Here is a 24,933-nt window from a genome sequence, read left to right on the forward strand (position 1 = left end):
GAGTGGGCAGCTCAGTGGTTATGTCATCGAAGCAAAAGGTATACCAGGGCGTTTTACAGAAGATACGTCAATACATTGATCACCAACACTTAATGCCCGGGGATAAACTTCCTTCAGAAAGAGAGCTCGCTGATACACTGCAAGCAGGCAGATCCTCCGTAAGAGAAGCATTGCGAGCGATGGAATTGCTTGGCCTTATAGAAACAAGAAGGGGAGAAGGTACGTTTCTCAGCACTTATCGCCCTTATGAAACAGTTGAGCTATTATCGTCGTTCATTTTAAAAGAAGCCAGAACAAGGAAGGACTTGTTTCTTGCCAAGAAAATACTTGAAAAGGAAGCGGCAAAGCTAGCATTTAGCCGGATAGACGGTCAGGATTTGGACAAGCTGGAGCATCTACTTCACGATTCACTGATGGGACCGACTGATCGACATGTCGCTTTCTTTAAATATTTATTTGCAAAATCGGAAAATCTATTATTGGCTAGGGTTTGGCAACTAATGGAAGAGTTCTCCCATACGATTAACAAGCTTTACTACAACAAAGTTTTTTACATAGAGCTAGTACAGCTGTATTCTACGAAGAATTACCAGTTAATCGAACCATTATTTGATTCATTCGCAATAGTAGACGATCAAATGGAATAATTTATATTTACTATTCATTTTTATAATTTTAATAAAGACGTTCATAAAGCTGAGCAAGCTCGGCACTAGCACTTGACAGGAATAAAGGTATGATGCCAAGTGGTGTAGAAAAAGGAGGAGTTACCTTGCTTAAAGATCTTTTTGGCAAGCGAAAGAAATATGCGACCATTCCAAATCACCAGGCAAAAACAGATGTGCCGGAAGGTTTAATGCAAAAATGCGATGGGTGTCACAAAATTTTTTACCGCAAGGAAATGAAGAAAAACTTAAATGTTTGTCCTAACTGCGGTCATCATCACACGTTATTGGCATGGGATAGAATAGAGTGTCTTTTTAATATGGATTCTTTTGAGGAATGGGACAAAGATTTAATTACGAGTAATCCTTTACAATTCCCAGGCTATGAAGAAAAAATGGAACAAGACCGCCTGAAAACTGGGTTGAACGAAGGGATTATAACAGGTAAAGGATTTATAGAGGACCAAGCTGTTGCAGTAGCTGTAATGGATTCAAGTTTTCGCATGGGAAGTATGGGCTCCGTCATTGGCGAAAAGATTGCAAGAGCAATTGAAAATGCTAGAGAACAATCCTTACCTTTTATCATATTTACTGCTTCTGGCGGGGCTAGAATGCAAGAAGGTGTTCTTAGTCTAATGCAAATGACGAAAACATCTATAGCAATCAAGCGTTTTAGTGATGCTGGTGGTTTAATGATCTCTGTTATGACACACCCAACAACAGGTGGAGTTTCGGCTAGCTTTGCTTCACTCGGAGACTATAACTTTGCTGAACCAGGCGCACTCATTGGATTTGCCGGAAGAAGAATTATTGAACAAACAATTCGGGAGAAATTACCTGATGACTTTCAAACGGCTGAATTCCAATTAAAGCATGGCCAATTGGATAAAGTGGTTCATCGCCATGAGATGAAAGCTTTATTCACAACGCTACTTGACATGCATAAGGAAGGCGGCGAAATTTCATGAAGCAAGTAATGGAATTTGAAAAACCAATTGTTAACTTGAAAGAAAAAATTGCGGAGTTAAAAAATTTCACGAAAGATAGTGAGATTGATTTAACAGAAGAAATAAACACCTTGGAAAAAAGATTGTCCGTTCTTGAAGATGATATTTATGGAAATCTTAAACCATGGCAGCGTGTTCAGATGGCACGTCATCAGGACAGGCCTACTACATTAGAATATATCGAGAAACTATTCAGTAATTTTATTGAATTTCATGGTGACCGTTTATTTGGTGATGACGAAGCAATTGTTGCAGGTATCGCCTATTACAAGGATCGTCCAGTAACGGTCATTGGCCATCAACGGGGGAAAGACACCAAAGAAAATATAAGACGTAATTTTGGTATGCCACATCCTGAAGGTTATAGAAAAGCATTGCGGCACATGAAGCAAGCAGAGAAATTCAACCGTCCAGTTATCTGTTTTATCGATACAAAAGGAGCTTATCCAGGGAAAGCTGCAGAGGAACGGGGACAAAGTGAAGCAATTGCCAGAAACCTAATGGAGATGGCAGGCCTAAAAGTGCCTATTATCTGTATTGTAATAGGTGAAGGAGGAAGCGGCGGAGCACTCGCTCTTGGGGTAGGTGACCACATCCACATGCTGGAAAATTCTACATATTCTGTGATCTCCCCGGAAGGAGCAGCCGCACTTTTGTGGAAAGACTCGGGATTAGCACAAAAAGCTGCTGAGACAATGAAAATTACCTCTTATGATTTGAAACAACTAGGAGTTATTGATAATATAATTCCAGAACCAAAAGGTGGGGCGCATAGAGATGTAGATCAGCAAGCTGTCTACATGGACCACATCATTGAGGAATCGCTTAGAGTATTAAAAGATCACACACCAGAAGAGCTATTAGAAAAGCGCTGGGAAAAGTATAAGCAAATTGGAGACTTTGCAACATTGTGAGCTTAAATTTGTCTTAGATTATGATAATACTTGAAAGAGGTTGACTTTGAAGTCAACCTCTGATTGTTTTCATCAACAAAGTGGAATCAGTATAATTAATTGCTATTTTTCCTTTTTCCCATTATCTTTGATAGTGAAGGAATAATTAGCAGTAAGGACAGAGGTGGCACAAAAATGAAGAGAATAGGTGTATTGACAAGTGGTGGAGATGCTCCTGGAATGAACGCGGCAATTCGAGCTGTCGTTAGAAAAGCCATTTACCATGATATTGAAGTGTACGGTATAAAGTATGGTTATCAAGGTTTAATGGAAGGTAATATTGAAAAAATGGAGATTGGCTCTGTAGGAGATATTATTCACCGCGGAGGCACTATTATTTATTCAGCAAGAAGTGAAGAATTTAAAACAGATGCTGGCCAACAAAAAGGCATTGAGCAACTTAAAAAGTTTGGTATTGAAGGATTAATCATCATTGGTGGAGATGGAAGCTTCCGAGGTGCCCAGAAGTTAACAGAAAAAGGATATCCTTGTATTGGTATACCAGGTACAATAGATAACGATATTTCTGGAACTGATTTTACAATTGGTTTTGATACAGCACTAAACACAATCATCGAAGCGATTGATAAGGTGCGGGACACGGCTACTTCTCATAAAAGAACGTATATAATTGAAGTTATGGGTAGAGACGCGGGGGACCTTGCGTTATGGGCAGGTCTTGCTGATGGTGCAGAGAGCATCCTTATCCCCGAAATAAAAGACGATTTCAATGAAGTAATTGAACGATTAAAACGTGGACATGAGCGTGGTAAGAAGCATAGTATTATCGTCCTTGCGGAAGGTGTAGGCAGTGGCTTCGATTACGGGAAAAAAATTGAAGAAACCACAGATTTGGAAACAAGGGTAACTGTACTAGGATATATACAACGTGGAGGATCGCCTACTGCTTCTGATCGAGTACTGGCAAGCAGACTTGGTGGCTATGCAGTTGATTTACTTCTCAAAGGGGAAGCTGGGCGTATGGTAGGTATCCAAAATAATAAATTGGTTAACCACGATATTTTGGAAATTCTATCACAGCCACACACCATTGATAAAGACATGTATCAGCTTTCCAAAGAATTATCTATATAAGGAACATTAGGAGGTAAGTAGAATGAGAAATACAAAAATCGTTTGTACGATAGGACCAGCTTCTGAGTCTATTGATAAGCTAGAGCAATTAATTGAGTCTGGAATGAATGTAGCGAGACTTAATTTTTCCCATGGAGATTTTGAAGAACATGGTGCACGAATTAAAAATATAAGACAGGCTGCTGAAAACACAGGTAAAACAGTAGCGATTTTATTAGATACAAAAGGCCCAGAGATCCGTACAGGAAAATTCCGCGATGGCGAAGCAGAGCTAGTACAAGGAAAAGAAGTATATGTGTCCATGAACGAAGAGCTTGAAGGCACTGCAGAAAGATTCTCTGTTACATACAGTGGTCTGGTTAATGATGTGAACGAAGGCTCTAAAATCTTATTAGATGATGGGCTAATTGAATTGGAAGTTTTAAGTGTTGATCATGAAAATAACGAGCTTAAAACAGTAGCGTTAAATTCAGGAACTATCAAAAATAAAAAAGGTGTCAATGTTCCAAATGTATCTGTGAATTTACCAGGTATTACGGATAAGGATGCCAGTGATATTACATTTGGTATTGAGCAAGATGTAGATTTCATTGCAGCATCTTTTGTTCGTCGTCCATCTGATATTTTAGAGATTAAAGAGTTACTTGATAAACATGATGCCGCACATATTCAAATAATCCCTAAAATTGAAAACCAAGAGGGTGTTGATAATATTGATAGCATCCTAGAAGTGAGTGACGGTCTTATGGTCGCTCGTGGTGATTTAGGTGTGGAGATACCTCCTGAAGATGTACCCCTTGTTCAAAAGCAATTAATTAAAAAGTGTAACACAGCTGGTAAACCGGTTATTACTGCAACACAAATGCTTGATTCCATGCAACGTAATCCTCGTCCAACAAGAGCAGAAGCTTCTGACGTAGCAAATGCTATTTTTGACGGTAGTGATGCGATTATGCTATCTGGAGAAACAGCTGCTGGAATTTATCCTGTAGAATCTGTTCAAACCATGAGCAATATTGCAGTGAAAGCTGAGACAGCACTAAACCATGAAACCATCTTGAAAGATCGCTCCAAACATGTTGATATGACGATTACAGATGCAATTAGTCAATCTGTAACACATACAGCAATGAATTTGTCTGTAAGTGCAATTATTACACCAACTGAGAGTGGACATACTGCAAGAATGATTTCTAAATACCGTCCTCAAGCACCAATTGTTGCAGTAACCTTTGCAGATCGTGTTAAACGACAACTTTCCCTTGTGTGGGGAGTACATGCTGTACCTGGCGAAAAAGCGAATTCTACAGATGAAATGTTAGACATTGCTATTGAAAAAGGTTTGGAAACAGGCGTTGTAGAGCATGGTAGCAGAGTGATAATTACAGCAGGTGTTCCAGTAGGACAAAGTGGTACTACGAATCTGTTGAAAGTACATGTAATTGGAGATGTTATTGCAAAAGGACAGGGCATTGGAAAACGCAGTGCTCACGGAAAAGCTGTTCATGCAAAAAGCTCTCAAGAAGCCATTGATAAGGTGGAGGATGGAGACATTCTTGTAACATATGGCACAGATAGAGAGATGATGCCAGCAATTGAAAAAGCCGGTGCGATTGTAACAGAAGAAGGAGGCCTAACCTCACATGCTGCAGTCGTAGGATTAAGCCTTGGAATTCCGGTAATCGTAGGTGTGAAAGATGTCTTTGATTTTGTTTCAGACGGACAAGTTATTACTGTTGATGGTACAAAAGGAGATATCTATAAAGGACATACAAGAGTCCTTTAATTCATTAGGAAAAAAGAAGGGATTACCTTCTTTTTTTCATATGTCAAAAGGTATTTGATTCTACAATATGTTGGTAGAGCGCCCAAAAATAGGCGCTCTACGCTTTTATATTACAATAAGGGAGGGAATGACATGCGTTGGTTATTACTCAGCATGCTCCTGTTATCCGGGGTGGAAATAGGTGTGTTTATTTGGGTAGGTGGGATGATTGGTCCATGGTGGGTTGCGCTTTTGATTATCCTTACTGGTATTATTGGGGTTTCTCTCGCAAAACAACAGGGTGTGGAAACTTGGAAGAAAGCCCAGATCTCCATGAGAAATGGAGCAGCCCCAACCTCTTATATTATTGATGGTATTTGTATCTTGATTGGTGGGATTTTCCTGTTCACGCCTGGTTTTGTTACGGATATCGGTGGTTTTATCCTTGTTATTCCATTTACAAGAGCTCCTTTTAAGACTTATATAGGCAAATTGATAAGTAAGATGATGAGTAATAATACGATTATCTATCGAAAATGATAAGTGAAACTTTACCCTTTTAAAATAAAGTGCCATATCCTTTGAGGAATTTCAGCTTTGTAAAAAGCATTTACTAGAATTAAAAGTATGGGTGCTATTAGGAACCCAAGCATACCTAGCATTTGTACACCAACAAATAAGATAATGAGTGCTGCAAGTGGGTGTAAACCAATGCTTGTAGCCAGTACTTTTGGCTCTAGAATCTGCCTTAAAATAACTATTATCATATAAATGATAATTAATCCGATTGTCAGTGGGAAGTTCCCTGTCATATATAAGTATAAAATCCAAGGAATAAACAAAATTCCGGTCCCCACATATGGCAAAAGATCAACACATGCTGCCAAGAAAGCAATGGTTAGTGGATGATCAACTTGAAGTATGATAAGGCCAATAAGTATAATCACAAATGTTATAAATATAAGCGTAATTTGTGCTTTTATATATCCTACAGTCGCTTTTTTAAGTTGTATCATAATCTGTTTCCCTGAATCATTGAAACGGTTTGGAAGAATAGACTTTACTTTGATTCTCAACGTATCCCAGTCATTCGTTATAATATAGGCAGCGAAGACAATGAATATTATAATCGTAACTGAATTTGGAAGCGTACTTATAAAAGCGGGTATAGTTAATAGTAGCTGTTGCAGAAACTCTGCAGCAGCTACTGCTATATTATTAGCGAAATCTGTAATTTTTTCTCTGATAGTAATTTGTTGCTCCTCGTCTAAGGTATGAAGTAAAGAAGCTAATTTTTGATAAAAGGGTAAAAGATAGGTTGTGGTAAGGTTGTCCAATACCTCTGTGCCCTTAGAGAAATAGCCAGGAATTTTATCTGCAATGGATATGACCCCATGTACGATTTCATTTACTAAAAAAAAGATGAAGCTTATAAACGTAAGAAAACCAGCAACAAGGACAGTTAATGTTGCTATAACACGTGGGAATTTAAATCGCTTCTGTAAAAAAGTCACTGCAGGATGCATACCTAGCGATAATGCAACTGCAATGATAAGTGGGTAGATGAATTTTGCTGCATAATGAAAGATCAAGAGAAGAACCGTACAAAGTATGATGACAATAAAGAAGCGCATTAGTTGATAAGGAAGCTGCTTGTACATAAAACGACCCCATTCAATAAAATAATACATACTTAAATTTATGCGAATATCCGATGAATTAGAAGTAATTAGTAGGTGTAATTGTAAGGAAAATATTAACTTTTTTTAAATTTAATCTGTAATTTAATCGGTTTCAATTCACATTACATTCGAAATACTTTATAATTAGCCTTGGGGATGACAATATTTACACTATGAAAATATTGTCGATAATAAATGGTCCTAATGATTGGAACAATTAATAGAAAAAGGAGAGGTTTTCAATGACAACAACGAAAGGGCTTGAAGGCGTTGTAGCAACACAATCTTCCATAAGCTCCATCATTGATGATCAACTAACTTATGTTGGTTACAAAATCGATGATTTGGCAGAAAACTCTAGCTTTGAAGAAGTTATTTATCTACTATGGAATCAAAAACTACCTAATAAGTCAGAGTTGGATGCTTTTAAGTCAGAAATAGCAGAAAACATGACATTACCAGATGCAGTTATATCACATTTACGTTCCTATGACCTATCTACTGTTCATCCGATGGCTGCATTACGTACAGCAATTTCTCTACTAGGATTGTATGATGAAGAGGCAGATGTAATGGACGAAGAGGCCAATAAGCGGAAGGCATTGCGAATTCAAGCAAAGATATCAACAATTGTAACTGCTTTCGCAAGAATTCGTCAGGGTAAGGAGCCAGTCCAGCCTAAGCATGACTATAATTATGCTGAAAATATTTTATATATGCTAAATGGCAAGGAACCGGAAGCTATTGAGGTTGAAGCGATAAATAAAGCGTTAGTTCTTCACGCAGATCATGAGCTTAATGCCTCCACCTTTACAGCCAGAGTATGTGTTGCGACATTATCTGACGTATATTCAGGTATTACGGCAGCAATTGGCGCATTAAAAGGGCCATTGCATGGTGGTGCCAATGAACGAGTAATGCAAATGCTTACAGAGATTGGCGAAGAAGAAAATGCGATCCCTTACATTAAACGGATGTTAGATAACAAAGAAAAAATCATGGGCATGGGGCACCGTGTATACCGTGATGGCGACCCACGTGCAAAATACTTGAGGGAAATGTCCAGACAGCTTACAGAGCTTACAGGACAATCCAAATGGTACAATATGTCACTCGAGATTGAAGAATATATTAAAGAGCAAAAAGGTCTCCCTGCAAATGTAGATTTCTATTCTGCTAGTGTTTACCATAGCTTGGGAATCGACCATGATCTATTCACACCAATCTTTGCTGTGAGTCGTACATCAGGATGGCTTGCACATATTCTTGAGCAATATTCAAATAACCGACTGATCCGTCCACGTGCTGACTATAATGGACCAAGATCACCAAAATACGTACCAATTGAAGAAAGATAGACAAGATAGCTAGACACATATACTAGGGAATACGTTATACTAGATTTGATAAATGATACAGGAGGTTTATTACAATGACACAAGGAACAAAAATCACAGTTGAAAACGGCAATATGAATGTACCTGACGTTCCGGTAATTCCATTTATTGAAGGTGATGGTACAGGACCAGATATTTGGGCTTCAGCGAGTAGTGTAATTGAGGCTGCTGTTGAGAAGGCTTACAATGGCACTAAAAAGATCGAATGGTTGGAAGTGCTAGCAGGTCAAAAAGCATTCGACCAGACAGGGGAATGGCTACCAAAGGATACACTTGATAAAATTAATGAATACAAAATTGCAATTAAGGGACCGCTTACTACACCAATTGGTGGTGGTATTCGATCATTAAACGTTGCATTACGTCAAGAACTTGACTTATTCACATGCCTGCGTCCTGTACGTTATTTTGAAGGTGTTCCATCACCAGTTAAACGACCAGAAGATGTAGATATGGTAATCTTCCGTGAAAATACAGAAGATATCTATGCAGGGATCGAATGGCAAAAAGGTTCGGATGATGTTAAAAAGGTTATTGAATTCCTTAAAAACGAAATGAATGTAAGCAACATTCGCTTCCCTGAAACATCTGGTATTGGTGTAAAGCCAGTATCTGAAGAGGGTACTAAACGTCTGGTACGTTCAAGTATTGAATATGCTCTGAATGAAGGACGTAAGAGTGTTACTTTAGTACATAAAGGTAACATTATGAAATTTACTGAAGGTGCTTTTAAAGCATGGGGATATGAAGTGGCAGAAGAAGAATACGGTGATAAGGTCTTCACTTGGGCCGAATATGATCGTATTGTTGAAAAAGACGGGAAAGACGCTGCCAATAAAGCACAAGACGAAGCTTTAGCATCAGGCAAAATCTTGGTTAAGGATTCCATTGCCGACATTTTCTTACAACAGATTTTAACGAGACCGAAAGAATTTGATGTTGTAGCTACAATGAATCTAAATGGTGACTATATTTCAGATGCCCTTGCAGCACAGGTTGGTGGAATTGGTATTGCACCAGGAGCAAACATTAATTACGATACAGGGCATGCCATTTTTGAAGCTACTCATGGTACAGCACCTAAATATGCAGGACTGGACAAAGTAAATCCGTCTTCTGTAATTCTATCAGCTGTATTGATGCTTGAACACTTAGAGTGGAGAGAAGCAGCTGACTTGATCACGAAGGCTATGGACAAAACAATTGCTTCAAAGGTAGTAACATACGATTTTGCTCGACTTATGGACGGAGCAACTGAAGTAAAATGTTCTGAGTTTGGTCAAGAACTTATTAAGAATATGGACTAAATATAAGCTATAGAATCTCTGAGGTCGGGACATAACAAAAAGTTTTAGCCAAAAGACGGATGATAGCTAGAATAAGCGTAAGAAATATACGGAGACTCCTATGGGAGGAAGGCCTAGGCGAGACCCCGGAATGCGAAGCATCCGGAGGCTCACCAGCCGCCCATGGAAAGCGGAGTATATTTCTGAAGCGGTTTTTCAAAGTTCATTCTTTCGGATTTATCTTTTGCGTAAATACTTTTGTCCGGCCCTCACTGCAAATATTGTAAAAGGGGACGTTATAATGGCTATAAAAAGAAGTAAAGTATCAGTAATCGGGTCAGGATTCACTGGAGCAACAACTGCTTTAATGCTAGCACAAAAAGAATTGGGAGATGTCGTACTCGTAGATATTCCAGATATGGAGGATCCAACAAAAGGGAAAGCGTTGGATATGCTTGAGGCGAGCCCAGTGCAAGGCTTCGATGCGAATATTATTGGAACATCTAACTATGAGGAGACAAAAGATTCTGATCTTGTCATTATTACGGCAGGTATCGCAAGAAAGCCAGGCATGAGCCGTGACGATTTAGTTAATACAAATGCTAAAATCATGAAGACCGTTGCAAAGGAAGTAGTTAAATATTCACCTGACACTTACATTGTTGTATTAACAAACCCTGTTGACGCTATGACGTATACAGTCTTTAAAGAATCTGGCTTACCTAAAGAGCGTGTTATTGGCCAATCAGGTGTATTGGATACTGCTCGTTTCCGTACCTTCGTTGCACAAGAATTAAACCTTTCTGTTAAAGACGTAACAGGCTTTGTATTAGGAGGACATGGTGATGACATGGTTCCATTAATCCGTTATTCCTATGCAGGAGGAATTCCATTAGAAAAGCTTATTTCCAAAGAACGCCTTGATGCTATTGTAGAACGTACGCGCAAAGGTGGGGGAGAAATTGTAGGTCTTCTGGGTAATGGAAGTGCTTATTACGCTCCTGCTGCTTCCCTTACAGTTATGGCAGAAGCTATTCTTAAGGATCAGCGTCGGGTCATTCCATCTATCGCTTACTTAGAAGGGGAATATGGATATAACGACATTTACTTAGGAGTGCCGACTGTTCTCGGTGGAAAAGGTATCGAAGAAATAATTGAACTTGATTTGACGGATGAAGAAAGAGCTGAGCTTGATAAATCAGCAGATTCAGTTAAAAATGTCCTTAGTATTTTAGAATAGAAACTTAAAACCCTTCCCCTGTGTTATATACTATATAGCTGGGAAGGGTTTTTTAGATGACTAAACACAATCCGATTAAAGGCTATCAAATGTTTGAGTCATTTCATGTTTTCTTTGTAGGCTCTTTGTTCATTTAGTCTGGCGAAATCAGCTAAGGTTTGATATAATAGAAAGCGCTTACAAATCGGAGGTGGTTGCAATGTTAGGGAAGAAAAGAAAGTTAGGGATGATGATGAAAGATATTAAAATTGGGGAAACGTACCAAGCAATCAAAGTAATTGAAGATAAAGAATTGTTGCTCTATCTTGGGTTAACAAATGATGCCAACCCATTATATATACAACACGATTATGCCTCACAGACTCCATATAAAGCACCAGTTGTTCCATCCGTATTACTTTTTGGAATGATATCCTCAATTGTGTCTATGCACCTTCCTGGACCAGGTAGTCATATTACACAGCATGAGATGACTTTTCCAAAGCCTGTTTTGCATCAGTCAGAAGTGAGATTTAACTTAGAAGTAATAGCTATAGATGAAAGGGATCATACTGTTTCCATTAACGTAACAGGGTATGATATGGATGGAGATACGGTTATCGTTGGAAAGTTACAAGTTTGTCCACCCTATAAGCCTAATTCTTTGACTGCTACATCGCTCGAGAACTTTTTTTAATAAATATATATAAATAGTAAGGTCGAACATTTTCTTCTGAATTGTTCGGCTTTTTTAGTTAGTTGCTGTTAAAGTTACTATAAAAACTGGGATTCATTTAATTGCATGTCTCTATGAAGAACCAATAGACTAGCGAGGCTCTATAACCTTAACTTTCTCTAAGTATTACAAATATGTCTCGCTATCTAAGAGATATTTCCCTCCTCAAGAAACAACAAAATACTTTCATAAAAAAGGCTATAATTTAAATTTTTTTGTAAATTTTAATTAACAAAGACTTTAATATATTCACTTTGTCGCTTATTCATTGTAAGATGAGAATAGATCAAACATGATCAAATCGTAAAATTCACGATATTCTCTAGAGAAATGGGGATTTATAATGAAGCAAAATATTTTGATTGTAGATGATGAGAAGTCTATTGTGACACTTCTCAATTTCAATATTGAGAAAGCGGGATTTCAGACAGATGTGGCATATGATGGGGCGGAAGCGATTAAAAAGGCGGAAGCTAACGATTATGATCTAATTATTCTTGATCTCATGCTACCTGAAATGGATGGTATGGAAGTATGTAAGTATCTACGTAATAACAAAATTGACACACCTATTTTAATGTTAACTGCCAAAGATGAAGAATTCGATAAAGTACTTGGACTGGAGCTGGGCGCGGATGATTATTTAACAAAGCCATTTAGTCCCAAAGAAGTTATTGCTAGAATGAAAGCTATACTAAGACGGTCAAAAAAGGAGAGCAAAACAAACTACTCTTCTTTGAAGGTTGGGGAACTAATTGTCTATCCTGAGCGCTATGAAGCGGAAATTGGGGATAAAATAATTACTTTTACAAGGAAAGAATTTGAATTGCTCCATTATTTGGCTAACAATAAAGGAAAGGTAATTTCACGTGATCAACTATTAAGTGGTGTATGGGACTATGACTTTGTTGGAGATACAAGAATAGTAGATGTTCATGTATCGCATTTGCGAGATAAAATTGAACCTGATACCAAAAAGCCAAAATATATTAAAACAGTTCGAGGTCTTGGATATAAATTGGAGGAGCCTGTTACATGAAGGCACTATTTAAGAAACCACTAGCTACTTATTTATTTGGCATTTTTCTTGTGGTTTTCGCTACAGGACTTGTCCTGTATCAGATTGTGGATAACATATTGGTTTTAGGTTCTGTCCTGCTTACCCAGTTTATTATACTTACATTATTTCTACTGCATCTTTATGAAAGGTACATACGTCCAATAAAGAAAGCGACACGAACTGTCGAAGAAATAGTCAAGGGAAATTATCGAGCAAGATTCCATTATCCGAGCGACGATATAATTGGTGTGTTAAGTGCAAAAATAAATTCTCTTGCCCGAAATATTGGGGAATTTGCTAGACACGAGAAAATGCAATCAGAGCAATTATCAACTGTAATTGATAACACGCAAAGTGGCCTAGTTCTTATTGATGCAAAAGGGTACATCCACTTTGTAAATCGTAAATTTATTAACATTTTTGGTGGGGTGCCTAAGGACTATAAAGGACACCTTTATTATGATATCTTAGAAAATGAAATTATTCATGAAACAGTACAAAAGACATTTTTATATGAAAAAAATGTTAAAGAAGCATTTACCCGTTATAAAGGTATTGAAAAAATCTATTTAGAGGTTGTTGGAGCTCCGATTTTCAATGAAAAAGGGATACTTAAAGGTGCTGTGTTAGTAATCTATGATATTACTGAAATGAAAAAACTGGAGTTAATGCGTAAGGACTTCGTTGCCAATGTATCGCATGAACTGAAAACACCTATCACATCCATTAAAGGATTCGCGGAAACACTGCTGGATGGAACAATAGATGATAAGGAAGCCAGTAAGGAATTCCTCGGTATTATTTATAATGAGAGTGAGCGATTGCAATTATTAATTGAAGATCTTCTTGTGTTATCTCGCTTGGAGAAGGAAGATTTTCAGCTTGTATTATCTGAAATCAATTTGAGGCAAATTATCGGGGAAGTTGCCATATTAATGAAGCATAAGTTAGATAAGAAACAACTCTCCTTATCTCTCGATATTAGTGAAAATGCCATCTTAAAAGCGGATAAGGAAAGGTTAAAACAAGTTATTATTAACCTAATAGATAATGCGATAAACTATACACCAGTAAACGGTCAAATTTGGATCAAAGGTATAGATACAGAGGAAGAAGTTATCATTGAAGTAAGGGATACAGGTATCGGTATCGCACAAGAGGCATTACCACGTATATTTGAACGGTTTTACCGTGTTGACAAGGCGAGGAGCAGAAACACTGGGGGCACCGGCCTTGGGCTAGCTATAGTAAAGCATATAGTTGAAGTCCACAGAGGTGATATTCGAATTACTAGTGATTTGAATAAAGGAACAACCGTTTCTGTAATATTTAAAAAAGAATTGTTCGATTGATGAACGATATAAAAAATTATACCTGAAGAAAGAGGATGACCTTTATTGATAAAGGGTCATCCTTTTATTTCATATAAGACTATCCTGTATATTTTTTCACTTTCACCGAAGAGAATGATACTATAGACATAATGAAGATTCAGGAATGGAGGATTATTACGATGTCTGAAAAGCTTGTTTTAATAGATGGAAATAGTATTATATATCGTGCTTTCTTTGCACTTCCCTTACTAAACAATGACAAAGGTGTTTATACAAATGCCGTATATGGATTTACAACAATGTTACTAAGGATATTAGAAGAAGAGAAACCAACCCATATGCTGGTTGCATTTGATGCTGGGAAGACCACTTTTCGTCATAAAACCTATAAGGAATATAAAGGTGGTCGTCAGAAAACACCTTCTGAGCTATCTGAACAATTCCCTCTTTTGAAAGAAGTACTGGATGCCTTCCACATACCACATTACCAGCTGGAAAATTATGAGGCAGACGATATTATAGGTACGCTTTCCAAAACGGCTGAAGAAAATAAATGGGATGTCACCGTTATCTCAGGAGATAAAGACTTGCTTCAGTTGGTTTCCGATTCGGTAACTGTCCGCTTGACAAGAAAAGGGATAAGTGACGTAGAAGAGTATAATCCAAGCTTCTTAAAAGAGAAAATGGAGTTAAGCCAGGATCAGATTATTGATTTGAAAGCACTCATGGGTGATAGTTCTGATAACATTCCAGGGGTCCCAGGTGTAGGTCAAAAAACAGCTACCAAGTTGCTGAAGCAATACCATACCTTGGAGGCACTGTATGAAAATGTCGATGAGGTAAGTGGAAAAAAACTTCAAGAAAAGCTAATTACATACAAAGATGAAGCATTTATGAGTAAAGAGCTTGTGACAATTAATCGCACATCACCGATAACAGTTAAGGTAGAAGATATTGTGTTTAACGGTTATCAGCCAAGTGACGTCAGTGGAATATTCAAGGAATTAGGTTTTCAGTCATTACTGGACAAGCTTGAAGGTGATGTACCAGCGAAGGAACCTGCAGAAAGTGAATTACAGGACATTGAATTTCAAGTTATAGAAGAAGTGGAACAGGCGATGTTTTTAGGGGATGAAGCGATCGTCGTGGAGACACTTGGTGAAAATTACCATCAAACAGCCATTGAAGGTTTTGGTGTAGTAAATCAGGAAAGGGCATATTTTATTCCAACAGAAATTGCCGTTAAGTCAGAAGCATTTAAAGCTTGGTTGGAGGACAGTAGTAAAAAGAAATCTGTGTTTGACGCGAAAAAAACATTAGTTACACTTCTTAGAAATGGCATACACATGAAAGGCATCACATTCGATATGCTTCTTGCATCATATTTACTAAACCCATCAGATAATAATCACGATATTCCGGCGATCGCAAATAGAATGGGGAAACAGGTCGTACTATTTGATGAAGAAGTATATGGTAAAGGCGCGAAACAAAAAATCCCGGAACAGCCTATCCTGGCAGAACATGTTGTTCGTAAAACAAAAGCGTTATTCGAATTAACGGATAAAATGAATCAACAACTAATAGATAATGAACAAAAGGAATTATGTACCGAACTTGAAATGCCACTAGCTTTAATTCTTGGTGAAATGGAGCATTATGGGGTAGAAGTAGACGTTGAGCGATTAGAAGAAATGGGTGTTGATTTAAAAGCTAGGCTAGCCGATTTAGAAAGAGAAATCCATGAACTTGCGGGTGAAACTTTTAACGTAAATTCACCAAAGCAATTGGGTCCTATTTTGTTTGAAAAACTACAATTACCTGTAGTGAAAAAAACAAAGACAGGGTATTCAACTGCTGCAGATGTATTAGAAAAATTAGAGCAGGAACATGAAATTATACCGAAGTTATTGCTATACCGTCAGTTAGGTAAACTCCAGTCAACTTATATCGAAGGGTTATTGAAAGTAGTAAACAAAGATACAAATAAAATCCATACACGTTTTAATCAGGCACTAACACAGACAGGACGATTAAGTTCTATTGATCCAAATTTACAAAACATCCCGATCAGACTAGAAGAGGGGAGGAAAATTAGAGAAGCTTTCATCCCTTCTAAAGAAGATTGGATCATGTTTGCGGCCGATTATTCTCAAATTGAATTACGTGTACTAGCCCATATAGCAAATGATGAAAAATTAGTTGCTGCCTTTAAAGAGGACACCGATATTCATACTCAAACAGCTATGGAAGTTTTTCATGTTGACAAAGATAGCGTAACAAGTAATATGCGCCGCCAAGCCAAGGCAGTAAACTTTGGAATAGTATATGGAATAAGTGATTTTGGCTTATCACAAAGCTTAGGTATCACTCGAAAGGAAGCAAAACAATTTATTGAACGCTACCTGGAAAGTTATCCTGGAGTAAAAGCTTATATGGAAGAAATTGTTCAAGAAGCAAAACATCAAGGCTATGTCACGACATTAATGAAGCGGAGAAGGTATCTACCAGATATTACAAGCAGGAACTTTAATTTGCGTAGCTTTGCAGAGAGGACAGCAATGAATACACCTATCCAGGGAAGTGCAGCAGATATTATTAAAAAAGCAATGATTGATTTACACGAGAAGCTTAAAGAAGAAAAATTACAGGCTCGAGTCCTTTTGCAGGTTCATGATGAATTAATTATTGAAGCTCCAAAAGAAGAATTAGAAAAGTTAAAAGAAGTAGTACCAGAAATGATGGAAAATACTGTGGATCTTAATGTACCTTTAAAAGTAGATTATGCGTACGGTTCCAGCTGGTTTGATGCGAAATAAGGAGAGACGAACAAGATGCCTGAATTACCAGAAGTAGAAACAATAAGAAAGACACTTAAACAATTTGTAATTAATAAAACAATTAAACAGGTTGATGTTTATTGGCCAAATATAATAAAACAGCCAGATGATGTGCAACAGTTTCAAACATTACTAACTGGACAATCAATTACAGACATAACAAGAAGAGGGAAGTTTTTGCTTTTTCAGCTTGATGATTATGTAATGGTTTCCCACTTGCGGATGGAAGGAAAGTATAGTGTAGAACCACCTGGCGAACCAATAAAAAAACATACCCATGTTATCTTTCGTTTTACAAATGGAGAAGAGCTTCGATATAACGATGTTCGCAAATTTGGAACCATGCATTTATACCAACGTGGTGAAGAGCTTCAAAATAAGCCATTAAATCAATTAGGCCCAGATCCATTTGATGCTGCCTTTACATTTGATTATTTTTATCAAAAGCTTAAGAAAACAGAGCGGGTCATTAAATCCGCTCTCCTTGACCAAACAATCGTTACAGGTCTTGGAAATATTTATGTGGATGAAACGTTATTTAAAGCGGGAGTACATCCATTAAAAAAAGCAAGCAAGCTAACAAAAAAAGAAGTAAAGGCTATCCAGGAGCAAGCAATTGAAACGTTATCTGAAGCTGTTGAGCTAGGTGGAACAACTATTCGTTCCTATGTAAATGGTCAAGGTCAGATGGGAATGTTTCAACAATCGCTTTTTGTATACGGTCAGGAAAATAAAGCGTGTAAAAAATGTGGAAAACCGATTATGAAAATGAAGGTTGGAGGACGTGGTACACACGTTTGTAGCAGCTGTCAAAAAAATGAGTAAGGTAGGATAATTATGACGCTTATAATTGGACTAACTGGAAGTATAGCCACTGGAAAAAGCACTGTTTCGCACATGTTTGAAGATCTAAATATTCCAGTTATTGATGCAGACAAAATATCAAGAGAAGTTGTAAATCCACATGAGGCTGCATACAATAAAATTGTAGATACATTTGGTGAGCGTATACTACAAGATGATAAAATGATTGACCGGTCAAAGCTAGGGTCCATTATTTTTAATGATGAATCAATGCGCAAGAAGCTTAATAACATTGTGCACCCAGCGGTACGAGAAAAAATGATTACCAAGAGAGATGCATATGTAAAAGAGGGTCTTCCTATTGTCGTTCTGGATATTCCCTTACTATTTGAAAGTAAGCTAACACATCTAGTTGATAAGACGGTTGTTGTTAGCGTTAAAGAAGAGGTTCAGCTTGAGCGATTAATGAACCGAAATAATTATACAGTGGAAGAGGCTACCCAACGCATACAATCTCAACTTTCTATTATTGAAAAAGAAGAAATGGCTGATATTGTAATTGATAATAATGGTACAAAGCAGCAAACGTATGAACAGCTCGAACAGTTGCTGCAACAATGGAAATCAATATCCACTTGAATAACAGCAAAAACCTGACTATTTTGTCAGGTTTTTTCTTTAAATATGACACTCTAATTACGTTTTGTGTTATACTTATTTAGAAATACACATTATAAAAGTATAGCTTAACGGGAGGTTGTCACAATGGGGAAGACTAGAGTCGCGATTAATGGGTTTGGAAGAATTGGCAGAATGGTTTTTCGGCAACTAATAGTGGACAAAGAAATAGAAGTTGTTGCGATCAATGCCAGTTATCCTGTAGAGACATTGGCACACCTAGTTAAATATGATAGTGTACATGGTATTTTTTCCGGTGAAGTGAAAGCGCTTCAAAACGAAATGCAGGTAAATGAAAAGAACGTTAAAATTGTAAATTCAAGAGAACCTGAAAAGCTTCCGTGGGATAGTTTAGAAATTGATATAGTTATTGAAGCTACAGGTAAATTTAAAACAAAAGAAACGGCTGGAAAACATATTCAAGCAGGAGCTAAAAAGGTGGTCATTACGGCACCTGGAAAAGACCTAGACAGAACAATTGTTATGGGAGTTAATCAGAGCGAATATGACCCTCATACCGATAAAATTCTATCTAACGCTTCTTGTACAACAAACTGCTTAGCACCTGTTGTGAAGGTGTTGGATGATCATTTTGGTATTAAAAATGGTCTTATGACAACCGTTCATGCTTTTACAAATGATCAAAAAAATATTGATAATCCACATAAAGACCTTCGGAGAGCGAGAGGGTGCACACAGTCCATTATCCCAACCTCTACAGGGGCTGCTAAAGCACTAGGAGAGGTTCTGCCACATTTGAATGGTAAATTACATGGCATGGCACTTAGAGTACCAACCCCAAATGTTTCTTTAGTAGACTTAGTAGTAGACTTGGAAGAACAAGTCACAAAGGAACAGGTAAACAAGGCATTTGCCGATACTGCAAATGGAGATATGAAGGGTATTTTGCATTATAGCGAAGAACCACTTGTCTCCATTGATTACACGACAACAAATTATTCAGCTATTGTTGATGGTCTTTCCACAATGGTAATGGAAGGGAACAAATTAAAAGTACTAGCATGGTATGACAATGAGTGGGGGTATGCAAGACGAGTTTGTGACCTTGCAAAATATGTTGGCAAATATATGTATAACACTTCCGCAGTTGTTTCATAGTTTCACTTTATCTATCGGAGGGGGCAACCGGTACGATGTAAGACATAACGAAAATAATTAAAGATATAGAATTCATAACAGTTATCAAGTTTTAACTTTCCCTTTTTAAAAACGTGTTGCAAATCGGCAAAAAAACATATATACTTTTCGTTGTACTTCCTGATTAAATGGTTTATCCGCTTAAAGGGTTAGGACCTCATCGGACTAACTTTCCCCCGTGGCGGTTGTTGGAAATCAGGAGGGATCACCATAAATAAGGGGGATTTATATGGACACAATGGGAAGACACGTTATTGCCGAACTATGGGAATGTAATATTGATAAATTAAATGATATGGGATTAATAGAAAGAATCTTTGTAGATGCTGCACTGAAAGCAGGTGCGGAGATCCGTGAGGTAGCATTTCACAAATTTGCACCACACGGAGTGAGCGGTGTTGTAATTATTTCAGAATCACACCTAACCATTCACAGTTTTCCAGAACACGGTTATGCAAGCATCGATGTCTATACTTGTGGAGACATCATTGATCCGAATGTTGCTGCAACCTACATTGCAGAAGCACTTGAATCAAAAACGTTTGAAAAGGTCGAAGTGCCCCGTGGTATGGGACCTGTGAAAGCCGGAAAATTTCAAAGTGTATTATAATAAAAAAGGTTGACTGATTCAGTTATCGTATACTGCTAATTGGTCAACCTTTTATTTTCCTTATAAATCTACGAAATACTTTCTGTGAATTTTCCTGCCAGAAAAAGTCCGATTCGGTCAACTACGCTTTGACGGGAGAGGCCCTCCTTACAGAATGAACATCACTTTATACACTCACTCTAGAGGATTTAGCTGAAACATGTTAAGATTAATAGTAATCTATTAACAATGTATCTATTACATAGTTCAGTATTGTTTTATTCAGTAAAAGAATATATTCATGATGAGGTGTACGAGATGGGTGTTAGGAATACGATTGGAAAATATTTAAGTAATCATGCGGAAACAAAGGAAAATCACTGGGACGAATCCCTAAACACACATTACTACAAAACAACAAAAGACAAAGGGTTGCGTACTCTAGAAGATATAGTTAAAAACTCTCCATCCTATGAAATTAATGCTGTTTCAGCAGAACATGGGGAAATTAGTATGTATGTAAAAAAAGGAAAGAAGGCATTTGTGGTAGCGACCGTTATCATGGTGAGGCCATATTATACAGCTGTTGATTTTTCTGTTACAACAGAGTCTCTTCTACCTTTTGATCTTGGCTATAGTTCAAAATTAATCAAAACACTATACAGTGAAATGAACAAACATTTGCAGCTAATAACAGATAAAAAATAGAGATTCTTTATGATGAAACATAAAGGGGGGACATCACGACATGAGATGCTCAAATTGTGAATATAAGAGTACCAAAGTGTTGGATTCACGGCCGATAGAAGAAGGCCGTTCTATCCGAAGACGACGAGAATGTGAAGCATGTGGTTTTCGTTTTACTACGTTTGAAAGAATAGAAGAAGTACCGATGGTCATTGTGAAAAAGGATGGAACTAGGCAGGAATACAGTAGAGAAAAGCTTATTCGTGGTTTAATTAAGGCATGTGAGAAGCGACCAGTTCCCATTGAAAAAATTGAAACAATAGCAATCGATGTAGAAAAAGAGCTTCGTAATACAGGTATGTCCGAAATTGACAGCAACGAAATAGGTGAAATGGTAATGGACAGGCTTTCGGAAGTCGATGAAGTAGCCTATGTCCGTTTTGCATCTGTTTATCGCCAATTTAAAGATATTAGTGTGTTTTTTGATGAGTTAAAAGATCTTATCAAAACAGACAAGAATGACGGTTCAGGATCTAAACCGTAGTAAACTGGTTTAAGCGAAAGGGTTATTATGATGAACTATATTGGTAAAATTTTGCCTATCGAAGGTTATTACGTGGTGGTTAAATCGCCTTTGCCTGAAGACTATGCAAAATCATTGACCCATTTGTATCAGCCACTTATCGGGATACAGGCTGTTACATTATATTTGACATTGTTACATGAAGTAGAATTACAAAAGGAAGGTTTACCTCAGACACATCACACGTTAATGAACTATTTAAATCTCCCTCTTGATGAAATATATCAGGCAAGGTTGAAGCTTGAAGGAATCGGCCTGTTAAAAACATACGAGAACAAGGAAGAAACTGAAAACAACTATACCTATGAAATCCAAAGCCCGTTCTCTCCACAAAGTTTTTTCTTAGATGGGATGCTTACACAATTACTTTACCATCACATTGGTAAGGATAAATTTGAGCTGTTACAGGAACATTATACTAAACAATTTATACAAAAAGGGACGAATATTACGGTATCCTTTAATGAAGTATTTCAGACCTTTCAGCCACAGGCTCCTGCCAGTCACGTGAAATCAAATAAGGAATCAGCTTCAAATGAAGAAGTAGTTGATTTTACGTGGATTGAACAAATGCTTAGGCAGCGCATGATACCAGCAAAGCGTGTTTTGACTGGTGAGAACAAACGATTAATTACGCAAATGATGCAACTTTATGATTTAGAAACGTTTGAAATAGAAAAGTCTCTTTTATGGGCACTAACAGAGGATAATGAATTAAACATAGACGAATTTAAAACAGCTTGCCATGATCTGTTTAAATCCAAATACAAGGAAACGGATATTCAATTAACTGAAAAGCAAGCTCCAACACAGATGCCAACCCAGAAAGTGACGACGAAGGAAGACCAATTAGTGATGGAACTTGAAAAGATTTCACCCAAACAGCTATTGGAGGATCTCTCAAGCGGAAATCACGCTTCAGACCAGGACATGAAAGTGATCAGGGAAGTTATGACAACACAGGGGCTGCCTTCCCCAGTCATGAATGTATTAATTCATTATGTACTACTACAGACCAATATGAAGCTATCAAAAGCGTATTTGGGGAAAATAGCCAGCCATTGGTCGCGAGCCAATTTGAAGACAGCAAAAGAAGCAATGGAATTTGCTAAGAGGGAATCAAAGAACCTTCAAAAAGGAAATCAATCTACCTCAACGTACAAAAAAACAGTCTCTAAGGAGATTATTCCTGATTGGTTTAAAGATCGGAAGAAAAAACAGCCTACAACTGACACGGAACAGAATATAGATAAAGAAAAAGAGCAAAAGGAGATTGAAGCTTTATTGCGTCAATTCTCTAGTGAAAATGGATAAAAATAATCATTTGCAAGGATGATTGAGATGAAACCAGTACAGTCTGAATTAAAACGTTGGATGGAACAAAACAAGAATTTCCAAGAGAATTATAACCGAATTAGACAGGAAGTATTAACTGATCCGGAAATTAAGGAATTTCTAGCTTCACATCCAGAACTTACACAACAAGAAATTAATAAGAACTTAATAAAGCTTCATGAATATAAAACACAGTCCAAGCAGTGTGATCGCTGTAAGTCTTTTGGTGGGTGTCAGAACATGTTACAGGGCTACTCCCCGATTTTACATGTGGAAAGTAAGGAAATTCACCTTACCTATGAAAAATGTCATAATAGACTTGATCATGAGAGACAGCAAAAGCAGCAAAAATTAATTAAAAGTCTTTACATGCCCAAGGAAATTATGCAAGCAACAATCGCAGATATTGATAGTGATCCTGTGCGAAGCGAGGCAGTTAGAGAGCTTCTTCAATTTGTAAGACAGGTTCAGGAAGGCCTACCCAAAAAAGGAATCTATTTTTATGGTCCATTTGGAGTAGGGAAAACATATTTTCTTGGGGCTTTAGCAAACAAGCTTAAAGAGCAAAATATTTCTTCTACTTTAATTTATATGCCAGAATTTGTAAGAGAAATAAAAGGTTCCTTCAAGGATGATTCAATTAACGATAAAATTGACTATTTTAAAAAGGCAGATGTCTTAATGCTCGATGATATTGGAGCAGAACTACATTCAGCCTGGTTCCGTGATGAAATTCTTGGTTCCATCTTGCAATATCGCATGATGGAAGGCCTACCCGTATTTTTCACCTCTAATTACAGTATGGATCAGTTAGAGGGGCATCTGGCTACTACTAGAGGTGGCGTGGAGCAAGTAAAAGCAGGTAGAATAATGGAACGAATAAAACAAGTAAGCAAAGAAGTACGAATCGCAGGTGACAACCGAAGAGATGCGTAACTAAAAACGCAAAGCGTTACGCTAAAACGAGTGATTTCACTACTTAAAAAAGGTGTTGATAGAGTTTACAAACTCTGTCAGCACCTTTTTTAGTTACTATATTGACTAGTTTCAGTTGTTTACTCATTTTTTGTTCTCCTCGTCCATATAATGTAACAGTTTGGTGTTGGTGAGGGTGATGATGATTGCTTGAAGTATATTTTGAGTCTGATAAAGAAGTAATCCGATTTTGTGAACAGCTTTTCCGTTATAATAAGAAGATTGAGTTACACTGGAAAACGAATAAAGATTGGGGGAATCATTTATTATTTGAAAAAGAAATAAATACAAATGAATTATTTGATGCCGTTTCAAAAGCAATGGTTGAAGTATTTGTTACTCACCGTTTAACAGCAATGATTAATGCTATTATTGAAGGTTATTATTATTATACGGATCGTGATGAAAAAGAAAAAATACTTGAGTTGACACAATGGATTTTTGCCGGGGAAGATGATGACAGTCTCCGGGTTAGGAAGGATAAAGACCCAAGACAACTATTAATGTCACTTTTTATCTCAAACATTAAAAACACTTCAACGGTGCATTATGATTCCATTGTGAAGTTTCGTTTAAACTCATTTAAAGACAAGCTTGTTCATTATGTTGGCCTAGCAATAGATGAATTTAAACGGGAAGAGGATCATCAGGAGTTTGTTTATCAGCTTCGGGAATATGTTGAGAAAAAAAATCCAAGCTTTAAAATAATTCACATCCTACAAGGCGATCCTTTTTCTTTTTTTAAACAGAATGGAAAACGATTATCGAAAATGGAGCTACGTATGCTAATGCAAAAAGAACCTTTGTATATTGTCGGGCTTGATGAGGAAGAACTTAATTTGGCACCGCTTGTAGCAATGGCCCCAGAAAAAATTAAAATTTATGGAGACCATCCGTCAGAACCTAAAACGTTAACCGTTATTAATGTTTTTCAGGAAAGAGTGGATTTTGAGCCGTATAGTAATTTTCCTTTTTCTTTTTACTTAAACAATCGACAAAAATAGGCTTGCATTTCTGGATAGCAACAGATATAATACTGATTATAAATTAACTTAACTCAAAGGTATTGAGAAGGATATGGTTAG

Annotated in this window: 23 protein-coding genes and 1 other annotated feature (1 of these 24 running past the window's edge); of the genes, 22 read left to right on the top strand and 1 reads right to left on the bottom strand. The window is 37.3% G+C overall.

Going from position 1 to position 24,933, the window contains the following annotated elements; genetic code table 11:
- Window positions 1-2: 2 nt before the first annotated feature.
- The 6 genes from BN985_RS09530 to BN985_RS09555 all read left to right on the top strand — a co-directional run bounded on the left by BN985_RS09530 (window position 3) and on the right by BN985_RS09555 (window position 6,025).
- A complete protein-coding gene (locus tag BN985_RS09530; RefSeq protein ID WP_232225581.1) occupies window positions 3-647 on the top strand; it encodes a FadR/GntR family transcriptional regulator in 645 nt (214 codons plus the stop codon).
- A gap of 125 nt (window positions 648-772) precedes the next feature.
- A complete protein-coding gene (gene accD / locus BN985_RS09535; RefSeq protein WP_042224053.1) occupies window positions 773-1,633 on the top strand; it encodes an acetyl-CoA carboxylase, carboxyltransferase subunit beta in 861 nt (286 codons plus the stop codon).
- Entirely contained in the window at window positions 1,630-2,586 is a 957-nt protein-coding gene (gene accA / locus BN985_RS09540; RefSeq protein ID WP_042223245.1) for an acetyl-CoA carboxylase carboxyl transferase subunit alpha, read from the top strand. Before accD ends, accA begins: the two co-directional genes overlap by 4 nt.
- Before the next feature lie 174 nt (window positions 2,587-2,760).
- Window positions 2,761-3,720 (top strand): 6-phosphofructokinase, encoded by a 960-nt coding sequence (gene pfkA / locus BN985_RS09545; protein WP_042223246.1) that lies wholly within the window; start codon window positions 2,761-2,763, stop codon window positions 3,718-3,720.
- A gap of 22 nt (window positions 3,721-3,742) precedes the next feature.
- On the top strand, window positions 3,743-5,506 hold the full coding sequence (gene pyk, locus BN985_RS09550; protein ID WP_042223247.1) for a pyruvate kinase: 1,764 nt from the start codon (window positions 3,743-3,745) through the stop codon (window positions 5,504-5,506).
- A 132-nt stretch (window positions 5,507-5,638) separates the two neighbouring features.
- On the top strand, window positions 5,639-6,025 hold the full coding sequence (locus tag BN985_RS09555; protein ID WP_042223248.1) for an FxsA family protein: 387 nt from the start codon (window positions 5,639-5,641) through the stop codon (window positions 6,023-6,025).
- 11 nt (window positions 6,026-6,036) lie between these two features.
- On the opposite strand, the gene ytvI is transcribed toward BN985_RS09555, so the two are convergent.
- Complete coding sequence (gene ytvI, locus BN985_RS09560; protein ID WP_042223249.1) at window positions 6,037-7,146, bottom strand: sporulation integral membrane protein YtvI; 1,110 nt, start codon at window positions 7,144-7,146, stop codon at window positions 6,037-6,039.
- Window positions 7,147-7,409: 263 nt separating this feature from the next.
- On the opposite strand from ytvI, the gene citZ reads away from it, so the two are divergent.
- The 16 genes from citZ (at window position 7,410) to ytxC (ending at window position 24,852) form a co-directional block, all read left to right on the top strand.
- On the top strand, window positions 7,410-8,525 hold the full coding sequence (gene citZ, locus BN985_RS09565; protein WP_042223250.1) for a citrate synthase: 1,116 nt from the start codon (window positions 7,410-7,412) through the stop codon (window positions 8,523-8,525).
- Between the two features lie 74 nt (window positions 8,526-8,599).
- Complete coding sequence (icd, locus tag BN985_RS09570; RefSeq protein ID WP_042223251.1) at window positions 8,600-9,871, top strand: NADP-dependent isocitrate dehydrogenase; 1,272 nt, start codon at window positions 8,600-8,602, stop codon at window positions 9,869-9,871.
- Window positions 9,872-10,151: 280 nt separating this feature from the next.
- Window positions 10,152-11,090 (top strand): malate dehydrogenase, encoded by a 939-nt coding sequence (gene mdh, locus BN985_RS09575; RefSeq protein WP_042223252.1) that lies wholly within the window; start codon window positions 10,152-10,154, stop codon window positions 11,088-11,090.
- Window positions 11,091-11,289: 199 nt separating this feature from the next.
- Complete coding sequence (locus tag BN985_RS09580; protein WP_042223253.1) at window positions 11,290-11,766, top strand: MaoC/PaaZ C-terminal domain-containing protein; 477 nt, start codon at window positions 11,290-11,292, stop codon at window positions 11,764-11,766.
- 382 nt (window positions 11,767-12,148) lie between these two features.
- Window positions 12,149-12,844 carry a response regulator transcription factor gene (locus BN985_RS09585; RefSeq protein WP_042223254.1) on the top strand — a complete coding sequence of 232 codons (696 nt, stop codon included), beginning with the start codon at window positions 12,149-12,151 and terminating at the stop codon, window positions 12,842-12,844.
- Window positions 12,841-14,217 carry a two-component system histidine kinase PnpS gene (gene pnpS, locus BN985_RS09590; protein WP_042223255.1) on the top strand — a complete coding sequence of 459 codons (1,377 nt, stop codon included), beginning with the start codon at window positions 12,841-12,843 and terminating at the stop codon, window positions 14,215-14,217. The genes BN985_RS09585 and pnpS overlap by 4 nt, the downstream gene beginning before the upstream one ends.
- 161 nt (window positions 14,218-14,378) lie before the next feature.
- Window positions 14,379-17,018, top strand: a complete 2,640-nt coding sequence (gene polA / locus BN985_RS09595; protein ID WP_042223256.1) for a DNA polymerase I — start codon at window positions 14,379-14,381, stop codon at window positions 17,016-17,018.
- A gap of 15 nt (window positions 17,019-17,033) precedes the next feature.
- A complete protein-coding gene (mutM, locus tag BN985_RS09600) occupies window positions 17,034-17,864 on the top strand; it encodes a DNA-formamidopyrimidine glycosylase (protein WP_042223257.1) in 831 nt (276 codons plus the stop codon).
- A 12-nt stretch (window positions 17,865-17,876) separates the two neighbouring features.
- On the top strand, window positions 17,877-18,482 hold the full coding sequence (coaE, locus tag BN985_RS09605) for a dephospho-CoA kinase (RefSeq protein WP_042223258.1): 606 nt from the start codon (window positions 17,877-17,879) through the stop codon (window positions 18,480-18,482).
- Window positions 18,483-18,608: 126 nt separating this feature from the next.
- Window positions 18,609-19,640: a glyceraldehyde-3-phosphate dehydrogenase gene (locus BN985_RS09610; RefSeq protein WP_042223259.1), complete on the top strand. Its 1,032-nt coding sequence runs from the start codon at window positions 18,609-18,611 to the stop codon at window positions 19,638-19,640.
- A 268-nt stretch (window positions 19,641-19,908) separates the two neighbouring features.
- Window positions 19,909-20,289: an adenosylmethionine decarboxylase gene (gene speD / locus BN985_RS09615; RefSeq protein ID WP_042223260.1), complete on the top strand. Its 381-nt coding sequence runs from the start codon at window positions 19,909-19,911 to the stop codon at window positions 20,287-20,289.
- Window positions 20,290-20,586: 297 nt separating this feature from the next.
- Window positions 20,587-20,976, top strand: coding sequence for a hypothetical protein (locus tag BN985_RS09620; RefSeq protein WP_042223261.1), 390 nt, complete (start codon window positions 20,587-20,589; stop codon window positions 20,974-20,976).
- A gap of 40 nt (window positions 20,977-21,016) precedes the next feature.
- Window positions 21,017-21,499: a transcriptional regulator NrdR gene (nrdR, locus tag BN985_RS09625; protein WP_042223262.1), complete on the top strand. Its 483-nt coding sequence runs from the start codon at window positions 21,017-21,019 to the stop codon at window positions 21,497-21,499.
- Between the two features lie 30 nt (window positions 21,500-21,529).
- On the top strand, window positions 21,530-22,852 hold the full coding sequence (locus BN985_RS09630; RefSeq protein ID WP_042223263.1) for a replication initiation and membrane attachment family protein: 1,323 nt from the start codon (window positions 21,530-21,532) through the stop codon (window positions 22,850-22,852).
- Window positions 22,853-22,879: 27 nt separating this feature from the next.
- The gene (gene dnaI, locus BN985_RS09635) at window positions 22,880-23,809 is read left to right on the top strand and encodes a primosomal protein DnaI (RefSeq protein ID WP_042223264.1); all 930 of its coding nucleotides are present in this window, start codon (window positions 22,880-22,882) and stop codon (window positions 23,807-23,809) included.
- 185 nt (window positions 23,810-23,994) lie between these two features.
- Window positions 23,995-24,852 (top strand): putative sporulation protein YtxC, encoded by an 858-nt coding sequence (ytxC, locus tag BN985_RS09640; protein WP_042223265.1) that lies wholly within the window; start codon window positions 23,995-23,997, stop codon window positions 24,850-24,852.
- 53 nt (window positions 24,853-24,905) lie between these two features.
- Window positions 24,906-24,933, top strand: a binding site (T-box leader); it runs 196 nt beyond the window's last position.

Source organism: Oceanobacillus manasiensis, from assembly GCF_000724085.1.
Taxonomy (GTDB): Bacteria; Bacillota; Bacilli; order Bacillales; family Amphibacillaceae; genus Oceanobacillus_B; species Oceanobacillus_B manasiensis.

Bases quoted from the DNA above. Each gene is read 5' to 3' on its own strand.
- accA (WP_042223245.1), top strand. From the start codon at position 1,630: ATGAAGCAAGTAATGGAATTTGAAAAACCAATTGTTAACTTGAAAGAA.
- pfkA (WP_042223246.1), top strand. From the start codon at position 2,761: ATGAAGAGAATAGGTGTATTGACAAGTGGTGGAGATGCTCCTGGAATG.
- pyk (WP_042223247.1), top strand. From the start codon at position 3,743: ATGAGAAATACAAAAATCGTTTGTACGATAGGACCAGCTTCTGAGTCT.
- BN985_RS09555 (WP_042223248.1), top strand. From the start codon at position 5,639: ATGCGTTGGTTATTACTCAGCATGCTCCTGTTATCCGGGGTGGAAATA.
- ytvI (WP_042223249.1), bottom strand. From the start codon at position 7,146: ATGTACAAGCAGCTTCCTTATCAACTAATGCGCTTCTTTATTGTCATC.
- citZ (WP_042223250.1), top strand. From the start codon at position 7,410: ATGACAACAACGAAAGGGCTTGAAGGCGTTGTAGCAACACAATCTTCC.
- icd (WP_042223251.1), top strand. From the start codon at position 8,600: ATGACACAAGGAACAAAAATCACAGTTGAAAACGGCAATATGAATGTA.
- mdh (WP_042223252.1), top strand. From the start codon at position 10,152: ATGGCTATAAAAAGAAGTAAAGTATCAGTAATCGGGTCAGGATTCACT.
- BN985_RS09580 (WP_042223253.1), top strand. From the start codon at position 11,290: ATGTTAGGGAAGAAAAGAAAGTTAGGGATGATGATGAAAGATATTAAA.
- BN985_RS09585 (WP_042223254.1), top strand. From the start codon at position 12,149: ATGAAGCAAAATATTTTGATTGTAGATGATGAGAAGTCTATTGTGACA.
- pnpS (WP_042223255.1), top strand. From the start codon at position 12,841: ATGAAGGCACTATTTAAGAAACCACTAGCTACTTATTTATTTGGCATT.
- polA (WP_042223256.1), top strand. From the start codon at position 14,379: ATGTCTGAAAAGCTTGTTTTAATAGATGGAAATAGTATTATATATCGT.
- mutM (WP_042223257.1), top strand. From the start codon at position 17,034: ATGCCTGAATTACCAGAAGTAGAAACAATAAGAAAGACACTTAAACAA.
- coaE (WP_042223258.1), top strand. From the start codon at position 17,877: ATGACGCTTATAATTGGACTAACTGGAAGTATAGCCACTGGAAAAAGC.
- BN985_RS09610 (WP_042223259.1), top strand. From the start codon at position 18,609: ATGGGGAAGACTAGAGTCGCGATTAATGGGTTTGGAAGAATTGGCAGA.
- speD (WP_042223260.1), top strand. From the start codon at position 19,909: ATGGACACAATGGGAAGACACGTTATTGCCGAACTATGGGAATGTAAT.
- BN985_RS09620 (WP_042223261.1), top strand. From the start codon at position 20,587: ATGGGTGTTAGGAATACGATTGGAAAATATTTAAGTAATCATGCGGAA.
- nrdR (WP_042223262.1), top strand. From the start codon at position 21,017: ATGAGATGCTCAAATTGTGAATATAAGAGTACCAAAGTGTTGGATTCA.
- BN985_RS09630 (WP_042223263.1), top strand. From the start codon at position 21,530: ATGAACTATATTGGTAAAATTTTGCCTATCGAAGGTTATTACGTGGTG.
- dnaI (WP_042223264.1), top strand. From the start codon at position 22,880: ATGAAACCAGTACAGTCTGAATTAAAACGTTGGATGGAACAAAACAAG.